Source organism: Agromyces sp. CCNWLW213 (genome assembly GCF_037199545.1).
Taxonomy (GTDB): Bacteria; Actinomycetota; Actinomycetes; order Actinomycetales; family Microbacteriaceae; genus Agromyces.
Map to the genome: position 1 here is coordinate 58,157 of NZ_JBBBDX010000010.1, position 13,085 is coordinate 71,241.

13 protein-coding genes and 1 tRNA gene are annotated in these 13,085 nt (G+C 72.1%); 10 read left to right on the forward strand and 4 right to left on the reverse strand.

The window, feature by feature from the left end; translation table 11 throughout:
* Positions 1-12: 12 nt before the first annotated feature.
* Genes ispD through rlmB form a run of 3 tightly spaced genes read left to right on the forward strand, consistent with a single transcriptional unit; the run spans position 13 to position 3,738 of the window.
* Complete coding sequence (gene ispD / locus WBQ80_RS15675; RefSeq protein ID WP_336572482.1) at positions 13-1,245, forward strand: 2-C-methyl-D-erythritol 4-phosphate cytidylyltransferase; 1,233 nt, start codon at positions 13-15, stop codon at positions 1,243-1,245.
* 55 nt (positions 1,246-1,300) lie between these two features.
* Positions 1,301-2,725 carry a cysteine--tRNA ligase gene (gene cysS / locus WBQ80_RS15680; RefSeq protein ID WP_337282604.1) on the forward strand — a complete coding sequence of 475 codons (1,425 nt, stop codon included), beginning with the start codon at positions 1,301-1,303 and terminating at the stop codon, positions 2,723-2,725.
* The gene (rlmB, locus tag WBQ80_RS15685) at positions 2,722-3,738 is read left to right on the forward strand and encodes a 23S rRNA (guanosine(2251)-2'-O)-methyltransferase RlmB (RefSeq protein WP_336572478.1); all 1,017 of its coding nucleotides are present in this window, start codon (positions 2,722-2,724) and stop codon (positions 3,736-3,738) included. Before cysS ends, rlmB begins: the two co-directional genes overlap by 4 nt.
* A 110-nt stretch (positions 3,739-3,848) precedes the next feature.
* Here the strand turns inward: rlmB and WBQ80_RS15690 are convergent, their stop codons facing one another.
* Positions 3,849-5,168, reverse strand: a complete 1,320-nt coding sequence (locus WBQ80_RS15690; protein ID WP_336572477.1) for a DUF4032 domain-containing protein — start codon at positions 5,166-5,168, stop codon at positions 3,849-3,851.
* Between the two features lie 79 nt (positions 5,169-5,247).
* Positions 5,248-6,348 (reverse strand): ABC transporter ATP-binding protein, encoded by a 1,101-nt coding sequence (locus WBQ80_RS15695; protein ID WP_336572476.1) that lies wholly within the window; start codon positions 6,346-6,348, stop codon positions 5,248-5,250.
* A gap of 262 nt (positions 6,349-6,610) precedes the next feature.
* On the opposite strand from WBQ80_RS15695, the gene WBQ80_RS15700 reads away from it, so the two are divergent.
* The 3 genes from WBQ80_RS15700 (at position 6,611) to WBQ80_RS15710 (ending at position 8,798) form a co-directional block, all read left to right on the forward strand.
* Positions 6,611-7,537 (forward strand): DsbA family protein, encoded by a 927-nt coding sequence (locus WBQ80_RS15700; protein ID WP_336572475.1) that lies wholly within the window; start codon positions 6,611-6,613, stop codon positions 7,535-7,537.
* A 94-nt stretch (positions 7,538-7,631) separates the two neighbouring features.
* Positions 7,632-7,707 (forward strand) — tRNA-Thr (locus WBQ80_RS15705).
* Positions 7,707-8,798: a DMT family transporter gene (locus tag WBQ80_RS15710; protein WP_336572473.1), complete on the forward strand. Its 1,092-nt coding sequence runs from the start codon at positions 7,707-7,709 to the stop codon at positions 8,796-8,798. Before WBQ80_RS15705 ends, WBQ80_RS15710 begins: the two co-directional genes overlap by 1 nt.
* Here the strand turns inward: WBQ80_RS15710 and WBQ80_RS15715 are convergent.
* Together WBQ80_RS15715 and msrB are read right to left on the reverse strand one after the other, a co-directional pair.
* On the reverse strand, positions 8,782-9,333 hold the full coding sequence (locus WBQ80_RS15715) for a nitroreductase family protein (protein WP_336572472.1): 552 nt from the start codon (positions 9,331-9,333) through the stop codon (positions 8,782-8,784). The two genes, WBQ80_RS15710 and WBQ80_RS15715, sit on opposite strands and share 17 nt — an antisense overlap.
* A 2-nt stretch (positions 9,334-9,335) precedes the next feature.
* The gene (msrB, locus tag WBQ80_RS15720; RefSeq protein WP_336572471.1) at positions 9,336-9,737 is read right to left on the reverse strand and encodes a peptide-methionine (R)-S-oxide reductase MsrB; all 402 of its coding nucleotides are present in this window, start codon (positions 9,735-9,737) and stop codon (positions 9,336-9,338) included.
* 186 nt (positions 9,738-9,923) lie between these two features.
* On the opposite strand from msrB, the gene WBQ80_RS15725 reads away from it, so the two are divergent.
* From WBQ80_RS15725 to groL, 4 genes are all read left to right on the forward strand, one after another.
* Positions 9,924-10,268, forward strand: a complete 345-nt coding sequence (locus WBQ80_RS15725; RefSeq protein WP_336572470.1) for a DUF3263 domain-containing protein — start codon at positions 9,924-9,926, stop codon at positions 10,266-10,268.
* The gene (locus WBQ80_RS15730; RefSeq protein ID WP_336572468.1) at positions 10,265-10,807 is read left to right on the forward strand and encodes a LytR C-terminal domain-containing protein; all 543 of its coding nucleotides are present in this window, start codon (positions 10,265-10,267) and stop codon (positions 10,805-10,807) included. The genes WBQ80_RS15725 and WBQ80_RS15730 overlap by 4 nt, the downstream gene beginning before the upstream one ends.
* 207 nt (positions 10,808-11,014) lie before the next feature.
* Complete coding sequence (locus tag WBQ80_RS15735; protein ID WP_067948690.1) at positions 11,015-11,218, forward strand: cold-shock protein; 204 nt, start codon at positions 11,015-11,017, stop codon at positions 11,216-11,218.
* A gap of 183 nt (positions 11,219-11,401) precedes the next feature.
* Positions 11,402-13,021, forward strand: coding sequence for a chaperonin GroEL (gene groL / locus WBQ80_RS15740; protein WP_336572401.1), 1,620 nt, complete (start codon positions 11,402-11,404; stop codon positions 13,019-13,021).
* Positions 13,022-13,085 lie beyond the last annotated feature (64 nt).

Here is a 13,085-nt window from a genome sequence, read left to right on the forward strand (position 1 = left end):
TACGCTCGTCGCGTGAACGATTCGACCGTCGCCGTCATCGTCGTCGCCGCCGGCAGCGGCACGCGTCTGGGCCATGCCGAGCCGAAGGCGTTCGTGCCGCTCGGTGACGACACGATCCTCGGCGTGGCGCTCGATGCCGTGTTCGGCATGCGCGACGCCCCGCACGTCGTGGTGGTCGCCCCGGGCGATCGCCTCGACGAGGCGCGGGCCATCGCCGAGGCGCGCCCCGGCGCGGCATCCGCTGTCGTCGACGTCGTGCCCGGGGGCGACACCCGGCAGGAGTCCGTCGCGCGCGGCCTCGCGGCGCTGCCCGTCGGCATCTCGACCGTGCTCGTGCACGACGCGGCGCGACCGCTCACGCCGTCGCTCCTCTTCGACGAGGTCGCCGCCGTCGTGCGGGCCCGCGGGCACGGGGTCGTCCCCGGCCTTCCCGTGATCGACACCATCAAGCGGGTGGATGCCGCGGGCCGCATCGTCGCGACGGTCGATCGGTCCGAACTCGCGGCGATGCAGACGCCGCAGGGCTTCCCGCGATCGGCGCTCGAGTACGCCTACTCACGCGCGCACGGAGAGCACACCGACGACGCCGCGCTCCTCGAGTCCACCGGCATGCAGGTGGACGTGGTGCCCGGCGATGCGCGGGCGTTCAAGGTCACGGTCCCGGCCGACCTCCGCCGGGTCGAGCAGGCCGTCGGGCAGCTGCGCCGGGCCGAAGCGGAGGCCACGCCGAAGCCCGCATCGGCGACGGTCGATGCCGACGCACCGCTCGCCCTGCCCCGCGTCGGAACGGGCCTCGACGTGCACGCGTTCGCCGACGACGCCGCCACGCCCCTGTGGCTCGCCGGTCTCGAGTGGCCGGGCGAGCGCGGACTCTCCGGGCACTCCGACGGCGACGCCGTCGCGCACGCGATCTGCGACGCGCTCCTCGGGGCGGCCGGGCTCGGCGACATCGGCGGCATGTTCGGCACGGCCGACCCGCGCTTCGCCGGTGCGCACGGCGACGTCTTCCTGGCCGAGACCGTGCGACGGCTCGCCGCGGCGGGATTCCACGTGGGCAACGTGTCGGTCCAGGTGCTCGGCAACCGCCCCAGGCTCGCGCCGCGCCGCGCGGAGGCCGAGACGCTGCTCTCGCGCGTCGTGGGCGCTCCCGTGAGCGTCGCCGCGACGACCACCGACGGATTGGGCTTCACCGGTCGCGGCGAGGGCGTCGCCGCCATCGCCACCGCGCTCGTCGTGCCGGCCTGAGCCGCGGCATCCGTCATCACCGGTCCTGCGGCGGGCCCGCCGGTAGGCTTGCGGGGTGACCGTGCGACTCTACGACTCGAAGGCCCAGGCCCTGCGTGACTTCGTGCCCCTCGAGGAGGGGCACGTCGGCATGTACGTCTGCGGACCGACCGTGCAGTCGAGCCCGCACATCGGGCACCTGCGGAGCGCGCTCGTCTACGACCTCATGCGCCGGTGGTTCCTGGCGCGGGGCGATCGGGTCACGTTCATCCGCAACGTCACCGACATCGACGACAAGATCCTCAACGCGGCCGCCGACGAGGGCATCGCCGACCAGTGGTGGTCGCTCGCGTACCGGGTCGAGCTCGAGTTCACCGCCGCGTACCAGTCGCTCGGCATCCTCCCGCCGACCTACGAGCCGCGCGCGACGGCGAGCGTGCAGCAGATGCAGGAGCTCATCGCGCGGCTCATCGCGGCGGGCCGCGCCTACGTCGCCCCCGACGGGTCCGGCGACGTCTACTTCGACACCACGACCTGGCCCGCCTACGGCGAGCTCACCAGGCAGGCGCGCGAGAACATGGAGGCCGCGGCCGACTCCGACCCCCGCGGCAAGCGCGACCCGCGCGACTTCGCGCTCTGGAAGGGGCGCAAGGAGACCGAGCCCGAATCCGCAGGGTGGGATGCGCCCTGGGGTCACGGGCGGCCCGGATGGCACATCGAGTGCTCCGCGATGGCGGCGCGCTACCTCGGCCCCGAGTTCGACCTCCACGGCGGCGGGCTCGACCTCCGGTTCCCGCACCACGAGAACGAGCTCGCGCAGTCCAACGCCGACGGCCAGCCGTTCGCCCGCTACTGGGTGCACAACGGGCTCGTGAACGTCGGCGGCCAGAAGATGTCGAAGTCGCTCGGCAACTCGGTCTACGCCGGCGAGCTGCTCGAGCTCGCCTCGCCGCTCGCCGTGCGGTACTACCTCGGCCAGGCGCACTACCGCTCGACGCTCGACTACTCGCCCGAGGCGCTCGCCGAGGCCGAGGCCGCCGTCGACCGCATCCGCACCTTCCTCGCGCGCGTCGACCGACGCCTCACCGGCACGCACCACGCCGGCACCGGCACGGATGCCACGTGGCCCGCCGCGTTCGCCGAGGCCATGGACGACGACCTCGGCGTGCCGCAGGCGCTCGCCGTGCTGCACGAGACCGTCCGCGCCGGCAACCAGGCCCTCGACGACGAGGACCTCCCGGCCGCCGCGGAGCGCCGCGGGCAGGTCGTCGCGATGGTGCGCGTGCTCGGAATCGACCCGGCCGACGCGGCATGGTCGACGGATGACGGGCCTGCCGCCTCCGCCCTCGACACCCTCGTCGCCCGCCTCGTCGACGACCGCCGCGCTGCGCGCGACGCGAAGGACTGGGCCACCGCCGATCGCATCCGCGCCGAGCTCGCGGACGCCGGCATCACCATCGAAGACAGCCAGACCGGAACGCATTGGAGCCTCACGTCATGAAGGGCAGCAGCGGAAAGCCTCGCGCGGGAGCCGTGCGCAAGAAGGGCAAGGGCCAGAAGGTCGGGACCGGCGGGCACAGCCGCAAGGCCCTCGAGGGCAAGGGGCCGACGCCCAAGGCCGAGGACCGGCCGTACCACAAGGCGCACAAGCGCAAGGCGGCGGCCGAACGGGCCGCGGCGAAGTCGGGCGGCCGCGCACCCCAGCGCGCCGGCGCCCCGCGCGGTGCGTCGGGCGCGGCCCGCCGCTCGAAGTCGGGCGACGAGTCCGAGATCGTGACCGGGCGCAACGCCGTCGTGGAGGCGCTGCGCACGCGCATCCCCGCGACGACGCTCTACATCGCGGCCCGCATCGAGATGGACGACCGCGTGAAGGAGGCCGTGAAGGTCGCGACCAACCGCGGCATCCCGATCCTCGAGGTCATGCGGCCCGAGCTCGACCGGCTCGCCGGCGAGGGCGGCGTGCACCAGGGCCTGGCGCTGAAGGTGCCGCCCTACGAGTACGCGCACCCCATCGACCTGCTCGACGAGGTGCTCGCCGACGACGAGACGCCGCTGCTCGTCGCGCTCGACGGGATCACCGACCCGCGGAACCTCGGCGCGATCATCCGCTCCACGGCCGCGTTCGGCGGGCAGGGCGTGATCGTGCCGCAGCGCCGCTCGGTCGGCGTGACCGCGGCGGCGTGGAAGACGTCGGCCGGGGCGGCCGCGCGCGTGCCGGTCGCGATGGCGCCGAACCTGACGCAGACGCTCAAGGCGCTCAAGGAGCGCGGGGTGTTCGTGCTCGGACTGGACGGCGACGGCGACGTCTCGCTGCCCGGCCTCGATTTCGCCGACCGGCCCATCGTGGTCGTCGTCGGCTCCGAGGGCAAGGGCCTCTCGCGGTTGGTCACCGAGACGTGCGACGCGATCGTGTCGATCCCCATCTCGGCGGCGACCGAGTCGCTGAACGCGGGCATCGCGGCCTCCGTCACGCTCTACGAGATCGCGAAGCTGCGCGCCCGGTCGGCGGAATAGGACGCGCGGCGCGCCAGGCCGGTGGGGGTGCCGAGGCCACGCGGCACCGGCGTCCGGTCGAGTCGATCCACCTCGCGTCCTCCTCGACCACCGGACGCAGCGAGAGCCGATCAGACCTTCAGGCGCCAGTCGTCCTCGTCGTCGGCGTCGTGCACCGGGAGCTCGGCCGTGTCGGGACCGACCACGGGCAGCGCCGTCGTGATCGCCTCGGTCGGCGGGCCGATCACCGTGGCCTCGTCGCGGCGATGCCGCAGCACGTCGTTGATGTAGGCGGTGAGCGCCTCGGCCAGCGGGATGTCGTGGCCCTGCTGCTGCGCCATGTACCAGCGGTGCTCGAGCAGCTCGTGGAAGACCTCGGCGGGCTCGAGCTTGCCCCGCAGCTCCTGCGGGACCGCGCGGACGACGGGCTCGAACACGCGCATCTGCCACTCGTGCGCGACCATCTCCTCGTCCTGGTCCTGCTTGTTGTACGCCGCCCGGTACGAGTCCAGGTCGTTGAGCAGCCGGCGCGCCTGGTTCTCGCCGGCGTCGAGCCCGGTGAGGCGCAGGAGGCGTCGCTGGTGGTGGCCGGCGTCGACGACCTTCGGCTGGATGCGCAGCGTCGTGCCCGTCTCGTCGGTGCGGATCGCGAGCTCCTCGATGTCGAATCCGAGCTCGTTCAGGCGGTTCACACGTTCGTTGATGCGCCACCGCTCGGCGAGCCCGAAGGACTCGGAGCCCGTGAGCTCGGTCCACAGGCTGCGGTAGGCGTCGACGATGCCGTTCGAGATGTTGACCGGGTCGAGCTCGTCGGCGACGCGCCCGCCCGCCTCGAGGTCGAGCAGCTCGCCGGCGATGTTCACGCGGGCGATCTCGAGGTCGTTCTCGCGCTGCCCGTTCGAGAGGCCCCCCTCGTAGAGCTTGCCGGTCTCGGCATCGACGAGGTAGGCGGCGAATGCGCCCGCGTCGCGGCGGAAGAGCGTGTTCGACAACGACACGTCGCCCCAGAAGAAGCCGACGATGTGCAGCCGGACGAGCAGCACCGCGAGCGCATCCACGAGGCGCGTCGCGGTGTCGGGTCGGAGCGTCTGGGAGAACAGCGCGCGATAGGGGAGGGAGAATCGCAGGTGCCGCGTGACGAGCACCGGCGCGAGCTCGTCGCCGTCGGCATCCGTGCGGCCGGTGATCACCGCGACGGGATCGACGCAGGGGATCTCGAGGCGCTGCAGGGTTCGCAGCATCTCGTATTCGCCCTTCGCCATCTCGGCCGTGGTCTCCTTGATCGCGACGACGTGGCCGCTGAGGTGCGCGAAGCGCACGAGGTGACGCGAGATCCCCTTGGGCAGCGCCGCGATGTTCTCGCTCGGCCACGCCTCGAGCGGGAGGTCCCACGGGAGGTCGAGGAGCGCGGGGTCGGTCATCGCCGACGTGATCGAGAGTGTGCCGCTCATCAGGGCCAAGCGTACCCGGGAACGACGATGCCGGCCGGGCCGAGGCCCGACCGGCATCGCGGTCGCGTGGTGCGGTGCGTCAGCTGGCGACCGGCGCCTGGAGCAGGCGGGCGCCCGACTCGGCGTCGAACACGTGCACGTGCTTCGGCGTGGGCATCAGGTAGACGGTGTCGCCCGCGTACGGGTGCACGCGGCCGTCGACGCGCGCCACGATGTCGGTCCGCTTGCCCTCGATGGTCGAGTGGCCGTAGAGGTACCCGTCGGCGCCGAGCTCCTCGACGAGGTCGACGACGACCTCGAGGCCTTCGCCCTGGACGTTCGAGACGACGATGTCCTCGGGGCGGACGCCGATCGTCACGACCGGGCCCGAGGCCGACGCGAGCGCGTCGCGCTCGACGTCGACGGTCGCGGTGCCGAACTTCACGCCGCCGTCGACCACGTCGGCGTGGAACAGGTTCATCGCCGGCGAGCCGATGAAGCCCGCGACGAAGACGTTGTTCGGCCGCTCGTACAGCTCGCGCGGGGTGCCCACCTGCTGGAGGACGCCGTCCTTCAGCACCGCGATGCGGTCGCCCATGGTGAGCGCCTCGGTCTGGTCGTGCGTCACGTAGACCGTGGTGACGCCGAGGCGACGCTGCAGCGACGCGATCTGCGTGCGCGTCTGCACGCGGAGCTTGGCGTCGAGGTTCGACAGCGGCTCGTCCATGAGGAACACCTGCGGCTGGCGCACGATGGCGCGGCCCATGGCGACGCGCTGGCGCTGGCCGCCGGAGAGAGCCTTGGGCTTGCGGCTGAGGTACGGCTCGAGGTCGAGCAGCTTCGCGGCCTCGAGCACGCGAGCGGCGCGCTCCTCCTTGCCGATGCCCGCGATCTTGAGCGCGAAGCCCATGTTCTCGGCGACGGTCATGTGGGGGTACAGCGCGTAGTTCTGGAAGACCATGGCGATGTCGCGGTCCTTGGGCGGCACGTCGGTGACATTGCGGTCGCCGATGAAGATGTTGCCCTCGTTGACCTCTTCGAGGCCAGCGAGCATGCGCAGCGAGGTGGACTTGCCGCAGCCCGAGGGACCGACCAGGACGAGGAATTCCCCGTCGGCGATCTCGAGGTCGAGCTGGTCGACGGCGGGACGGGTGCCACCGGGATACAGGCGGGTGGCCTTGTCGAACGTGACTGACGCCATGGTTCTGTGCTCCTTCACCGGCAGGTACGTGCCGGACGATCCGTAGTGAATGGAAACGCCGACCTCGGTGTCGACGCTCCCTCAGTATGGCATGCGGGCCTGCGATCGCCGCATCCGCGACGATCCGTCCACCGCGCGCGGATGCCGGCGCCGGCCCGCGCACGGGCGCCGTTTGGGCGATTCACAGTGTGCGCTCCTACACTCTTCGATGCGTGCGCCTGCATACGCGCGCGCCCACACAGCGACCCGGAGTTGACCATCGATGAGCACTGGCGGATCCATCCAGCCGCGCCCCAGCCGCAACGAGCGACGCGAGGCGGCCCGTGAGAAGGCGCGCCTGCTGCGCGAGGAGCAGCGCAAGAAGGAGCGCCAGAAGAAGTTCCTGATCCAGGGCGGCGTCATCGTGGTGGTGCTCGCCATCGCCGCACTCATCGGCACCATGATCTTCAACAGCGTGCGCCCCGACGGCCCCGGCCCGCAGAACATGGCCAGCGACGGCATCCTCCTGGTCGGCGGCGAGGACGGGATCGAGCCGGTCACCACCGCGGCGATCCCCGCGAACGGCGAGCCCACCCCCACCGAGCCCGACGACAGCGGCACGGTCGCGAACATCGTCGTCTACGTCGACTACCTGTGCCCGTACTGCGGCCAGTTCGAGCAGACGAACTCCGAGTCGATGCGCACGATGGTCGAGGAGGGCGCGGCGACGCTCGAGGTGCACCCCATCGCGATCCTCACGAACAAGTCCGCGGGCACGCAGTACTCGCTGCGTGCGGCGAACGCCGCCGCGTGCGTGGCCGAGGAGTCGCCCGAGGCGTTCTTCGACTTCAACGCGCTGATGTTCGAGAACCAGCCCGAGGAGCTGACCGCCGGCCTGTCGAACGGCGAGATCAAGGAGCTCGCCGCCGAGGCGGGCGCCTCGTCGTCGGTCGACGAGTGCATCGACGAGACCCGCTTCAAGAGCTGGGTCGAGGATGCCACGAACCGGGCGCTGACCCAGCCCATCCCCAACTCCGAGCTCGAGTCGGTGAAGGGCACGCCGACCGTGCTCGTCAACGGCAAGCAGTACGTCGGCTCGCTCGAGGACCCGGCCGAGTTCCGTGCGTTCGTGCTGCAGGCGGCGGGCGAGAGCTACTCCGAGTCCAACGGCACCCCGACGCCGACCCCCACCCCGACGCCCGCCGGCTGACGCCGTCCGAGCTCCGGACGACGGCCCGGTCCCCGCGCGGACCGGGCCGTCGTCGTCCACGGGCGACCGCATCGGTAGGATGTGGGGGAGTCTCGCCGGCTTGGCGCAATTGGTAGCGCACCGCTCTTGTAAAGCGGTGGTTACGGGTTCGAGTCCCGTAGCCGGCTCCATGTCGATCACACCCGACCCGTCGTCGCCGCCCGCCGCGGCCGACGCCGCGGCACCCCGGCCGCATCACTCGCCGCCGCATGCGCACGCCGCCGACTCGCGCGTGCCGATGTGGGTGGCGATCGGGCTCACCGTGGTCGCGGGCGGACTGGTCGCCCTGCAGTCCCGCGTGAACGGCCAGCTCGCGCGAGCACTCGACGACTACTCCGTCGCCGCCGTCATCTCGTTCGGCTCGGGCCTCGCGCTCCTGCTCGTGCTCGCGGCGGCCTGGCCGGTCGGTCGCCGGGGCCTCGGTCGGATGGTCGCGGCCATCCGCGGGGGCGCGATCCCGTGGTGGATGCTGCTCGGCGGCGTCGCCGGCGCGTGGTTCGTGGCCACCCAGGGCATCGCGGTCGGCGTGCTGGGCGTCGCCCTCTTCACGATCGGCATCGTCGCCGGTCAGACGCTCGGCGGCGTGGTCTTCGACGTGATCGGCATCGGACCGGGCGGGCGGCGGCCGCTCTCGATCGCGCGCGTCGCCGGCGCGGTCATCGCGCTCGCCGCGGTGGGCTGGGCCGTCTCGGCGCAGGTCTCGGCCTCGGTTCCGCTGTGGATCATGCTGCTGCCGTTCTCGGCCGGCATCGGCGCGTCGTGGCAGCAGGCCATGAACGGCCGCGTGCGCACGGCGTCCGCGAGCGCCCTCGCGGCGACCGTCGCGAACTTCGCCGTGGGGTCGGCGGTGCTCGTCGTCGTCATGCTCGTGCACGCGGCATCCGTCGGCTGGCCCGATCGAATGCCCGACGACTGGTGGCTGTACACGGGCGGCGCGATCGGGTGCGTCTTCATCGCCGCGCAGGCGGTGCTCGTGCGGCGCGTCGGCGTCCTGCTGCTCGCGCTCGGGCTCGTCGCCGGCCAGCTCAGCGCCGCCCTGGCGCTCGACCTGCTGCTTCCCGCGACGGGACGCGAGGTGGGTCTCGCGACGGTCGGCGGCACCGTGCTCGCGCTGGTCGCGGTGACTCTGGCGAGCATCCGGTGGGGGCGGGCCAAGCACGTCGCGCCCGCGGAGTCCGGTCCGGCGACCGGCTCCGCCCCGGCGGTCAGCCCATCGAGCTGAGCCGCCCGGCCGGGTCGGGGCCGTCGCGGCGCTCGGGTCGCGCCCGGTCGGGGCGGCCGCCGACGTAGAGCCAGCCCAGCAGGTGCTCGCCCAGTGCGAGCCCGTGAGCCTCGGCGACGAGCGGATGCCGCGTGAGCGGGCCCGTCCGCCACATCACGCCCCACCCCGCCTCATCGAGGAGCAGCGACAGCAGGTGGCCCACGCCCGCCGCCGCCGCGTCCTGCTCCCACTCGGGCACCTTCGGATGCGGCCGCGTCGACGCGACGAGCGCGAGGAGCAGCGGCGCCCTCAGCGGCTTCGCCGCGAGCTTCGCCGCCGCAGCGCCCTCGGCGCCGGCGGCGGCGGCCAGGGCGCGGCCCACGCGCTCGCGTGCCTCGCCGCGCACGGCGATCACGCGCCACGGGACGAGCGAGGCGTGGTCGGCGACCCGCCCGGCGGCCGCGAGCAGCTCGAGCAGCTCGGCGTCGCCGGGTGCGGCATCCGTCACCTCGGGCCACGAGCGGCGGGCGAGCGCCGCCTCGCGAACGGAGGCCACGCTCAGGACTCGGGCGTGAAGTCGAGCGCGATCGAGTTCATGCAGTAGCGGTCGCCGGTGGGGGTCCCGAAGCCGTCGGGGAAGACGTGCCCGAGGTGCGAGCCGCATCGCGCGCAGCGGACCTCGGTGCGGACCATCCCGAGCGAGGAGTCCTCGAGCAGTTCGACGGCCTCCGGCCGCACGGACTCGTAGAAGCTCGGCCAGCCGCATCCGGAGTCGAACTTCGTGCCGCTCTTGAACAGCTCGGCCCCGCACGCGCCGCACGCGTAGACCCCCGCGCGCTCCTCGTCGAGCAGCTCACCGGTCCACGCGCGCTCGGTCGCGGCCCCGCGGAGCACCGCGTAGCGCTCGGCGCCGAGTTCCTCGCGCCACTCCTCCTCGGACTTCTCCACCTGGTACGGCATTCGCTCTCCTCGTCGTGTGCGGTCGTCCCATCGTCGCAGTTCCCGCGACATGCGGTGCAACGCATGACGCCGGGGACGTGTTCCGTCGCGTCGTTCCGGGTGGCGTGCGGCGGACGCGCGCCATCCGCTCTCTAGGATGTCGTCAGACGAGCGGACGACCGCCGGAGGGACCGAGGAGGAGGTGCGATGGACGCCGAAGGCACCGCCGATCCGGATCCGTCCGCCCCGCGCCGCTCCGCGGAGGGGCTCGACGAGCGACGACGGCGCATCCTGGCGTTCGAAGCGCGCGCGTGGCGCGACGCCGCCCGCAAGGCCGACGCGATCCGCGACGAGCTCGACCTGTCGCCGGCCCGCTACTACCGGCTGCTCGCCGAGCTCGTCGACGACCCGGCGGCACTGCGGCACGACCCGATGCTCGTGAAGCGGCTGCAGCGGCAGCGCGAAGCGCGGGCCGCGGCGCGCGCCGAGCGTGCCATCCCCACCGGCGCCGCGCTCGAGACGGGCCGCACACGATCCCGGCAGGACCCATGACGCAGAAGTTCCCCCGAGACCGGTTCGACTCGATCCCGCACGGCATCGAACGCGTGGGCGCGCACCGTGCGCCGGCGCGCCGGGGCGCGCGATGGGTCGCGTTCGGCTGGGCCGCCCTCGCGACGGTCGTGCTCGCCGGCATCGGCATCGCCGCGGTGAGCATCTACAACGACCGCCTCGACTTCGGCGGAGGGGAGCCGGTGCCCACGCAGACGCCGGTGGCGACGGCGCCGCCCACCCTCGCGCCCGACATCCCGGTCGCAGTGCTGAACGGCACGGGCACGTCGGGCCTCGCGGCGAGCGTCGGCGAGACGCTCACCGCGGGTGGCGTGACGGTCGGCATCACCTCGAACGCCGACACCTCCGACATCGAGACCACGACGGTCTACTACGCGACGCCCGAGCTCGAGGGCGCCGCACGCGGCATCCTGCAGCTGCTCCCGGTCGGCGACGTCCGGCTCTCGGAGGAGTTCGCCGCAACGGGCATGCAGCTCGTCGTGGTGCTCGGCGAGGACTACGTCGCCCAGTCCGGCGGCTGACGGTGATCGAATCGTTGCCAATCTGCGATCATTCGCGGCTGCGGAACCCTTGTGCCGGGCGCGCGCCCTGTGACTATCTGGATTCGGCCGCTCGATCTCGTGTGGAGCACCCGGCGCCGGGCCTCCGGCGTCATGTCGGCACGTCGACGGCCCGGTACAGGCGAAGGCACGTGCTGACTCGGAATCTCGGCAACATGGGAGCAACGCATGGCGAACGGAACCGTGAAGTGGTTCAACGCTGAAAAGGGTTACGGATTCATCACCGTCGACGGGGGCGGCCAGGACGTCTTCGTCCATTACTCCGCGATCGACATGGCGGGGTACAAGGTGCTCGAGGAGGGGCAGCAGGTGACCTTCGAGGTCGGCAGCGGCTCCAAGGGCCCGCAGGCCGAGGCCGTCCGCCCCGCCTGAATCCGCACCCGTCGAAGCGCCGCCGGCCCGCCCGGCGGCGCTTCCGCGTTTCCCGGGCGGAAGCGGCATCCGCAGCTCGCTTGCACTCGGGGCGGGTGAGTGCCAGAATCGCTTTAGCACTCACTCCTTTTGAGTGCTAACCCCTTGGAATCTTTGAACGTCCGGAAGGGACGAGAGACACACATGGCAAAGATCATTGCTTTCGATGAGGAGGCCCGCCGCGGCCTCGAGCGCGGGCTCAACCAGCTCGCCGACGCGGTCAAGGTGACCCTCGGCCCGCGCGGCCGCAACGTCGTCCTCGAGAAGAAGTGGGGCGCTCCCACCATCACCAACGACGGCGTGTCGATCGCCAAGGAGATCGAGCTCGACGACCCGTACGAGAAGATCGGCGCCGAGCTGGTCAAGGAGGTCGCGAAGAAGACCGACGACGTCGCCGGTGACGGCACCACCACGTCGGTCGTGCTCGCCCAGGCGCTCGTGCGCGAGGGCCTCCGCAACGTCGCCGCCGGCGCCGACCCCATCTCGCTGAAGCGCGGCATCGAGAAGGCCGTCGCGGCCGTCTCCGAGGAGCTCCTCGCGACCGCCAAGGAGATCGAGACCAAGGACGAGATCGCCGCGACCGCGTCCATCTCGGCCGCCGACCCGCAGATCGGCGAGATCATCGCCGAGGCCATCGACAAGGTCGGCAAGGAGGGCGTCGTCACCGTCGAGGAGTCGAACACCTTCGGCACCGAGCTCGAGCTCACCGAGGGCATGCGCTTCGACAAGGGCTACCTGTCGGCGTACTTCGTGACCGACCCGGAGCGCCAGGAGGCGGTGTTCGAGGACCCGTACATCCTCATCGCCAACCAGAAGATCTCGAACATCAAGGACCTGCTCCCGATCGTCGACAAGGTGATCCAGTCGGGCAAGCAGCTCCTGATCATCGCCGAGGACGTCGACGGCGAGGCCCTGGCCACGCTCGTCGTGAACAAGATCCGCGGCATCTTCAAGTCGGTCGCCGTCAAGGCGCCGGGCTTCGGCGACCGCCGCAAGGCCCAGCTCCAGGACATCGCGATCCTCACGGGCGGCCAGGTCATCTCCGAGGAGGTCGGCCTCAAGCTCGAGAACGCCACCCTCGACCTGCTCGGCCAGGCCCGCAAGGTCGTCATCACCAAGGACGAGACCACCATCGTCGAGGGCGCGGGCGACCCCGACCAGATCGCGGGCCGCGTCGCCCAGATCCGCTCGGAGATCGACAACACCGACTCGGACTACGACCGCGAGAAGCTCCAGGAGCGCCTCGCCAAGCTCGCCGGCGGCGTCGCCGTCATCAAGGCGGGTGCGGCCACCGAGGTCGAGCTCAAGGAGCGCAAGCACCGCATCGAGGACGCCGTCCGCAACGCGAAGGCCGCCGTCGAGGAGGGCATCGTCGCCGGTGGTGGCGTCGCGCTCATCCAGGCGGGCGCGAAGGCGTTCGAGAAGCTCTCGCTCGAGGGCGACGAGGCGACGGGCGCGAACATCGTGCGCGTGGCCATCGAGGCGCCGCTCAAGCAGATCGCGCTCAACGCGGGCCTCGAGCCGGGCGTCGTCGCGAACAAGGTCTCCGAGCTCCCCGCGGGCCACGGCCTCAACGCCGCGACCGGCGAGTACGGCGACCTCATCGCGCAGGGCATCATCGACCCGGCGAAGGTCACCCGCTCGGCGCTGCAGAACGCGGCGTCGATCGCCGGCCTGTTCCTCACGACCGAGGCCGTCGTCGCCGACAAGCCCGAGAAGGCTGCTGCGGCTCCCGCCGACCCCACGGGCGGCATGGACTTCTAGTCCGCACGGCATCACGCGCGAAGGGCGCCTCCTCCGGGAGGCGCCCTTCGTCGTCGTCGGACGG

What these genes read in the sequence shown, in the direction of transcription:
- rlmB (WP_336572478.1), top strand. Translation starts at nt 2,722, where the DNA reads ATGAAGGGCAGCAGCGGAAAGCCTCGCGCGGGAGCCGTGCGCAAGAAG.
- WBQ80_RS15690 (WP_336572477.1), bottom strand. Translation starts at nt 5,168, where the DNA reads ATGAGCGGCACACTCTCGATCACGTCGGCGATGACCGACCCCGCGCTC.
- WBQ80_RS15695 (WP_336572476.1), bottom strand. Translation starts at nt 6,348, where the DNA reads ATGGCGTCAGTCACGTTCGACAAGGCCACCCGCCTGTATCCCGGTGGC.
- WBQ80_RS15700 (WP_336572475.1), top strand. Translation starts at nt 6,611, where the DNA reads ATGAGCACTGGCGGATCCATCCAGCCGCGCCCCAGCCGCAACGAGCGA.
- WBQ80_RS15710 (WP_336572473.1), top strand. Translation starts at nt 7,707, where the DNA reads ATGTCGATCACACCCGACCCGTCGTCGCCGCCCGCCGCGGCCGACGCC.
- msrB (WP_336572471.1), bottom strand. Translation starts at nt 9,737, where the DNA reads ATGCCGTACCAGGTGGAGAAGTCCGAGGAGGAGTGGCGCGAGGAACTC.
- WBQ80_RS15725 (WP_336572470.1), top strand. Translation starts at nt 9,924, where the DNA reads ATGGACGCCGAAGGCACCGCCGATCCGGATCCGTCCGCCCCGCGCCGC.
- WBQ80_RS15730 (WP_336572468.1), top strand. Translation starts at nt 10,265, where the DNA reads ATGACGCAGAAGTTCCCCCGAGACCGGTTCGACTCGATCCCGCACGGC.
- WBQ80_RS15735 (WP_067948690.1), top strand. Translation starts at nt 11,015, where the DNA reads ATGGCGAACGGAACCGTGAAGTGGTTCAACGCTGAAAAGGGTTACGGA.
- groL (WP_336572401.1), top strand. Translation starts at nt 11,402, where the DNA reads ATGGCAAAGATCATTGCTTTCGATGAGGAGGCCCGCCGCGGCCTCGAG.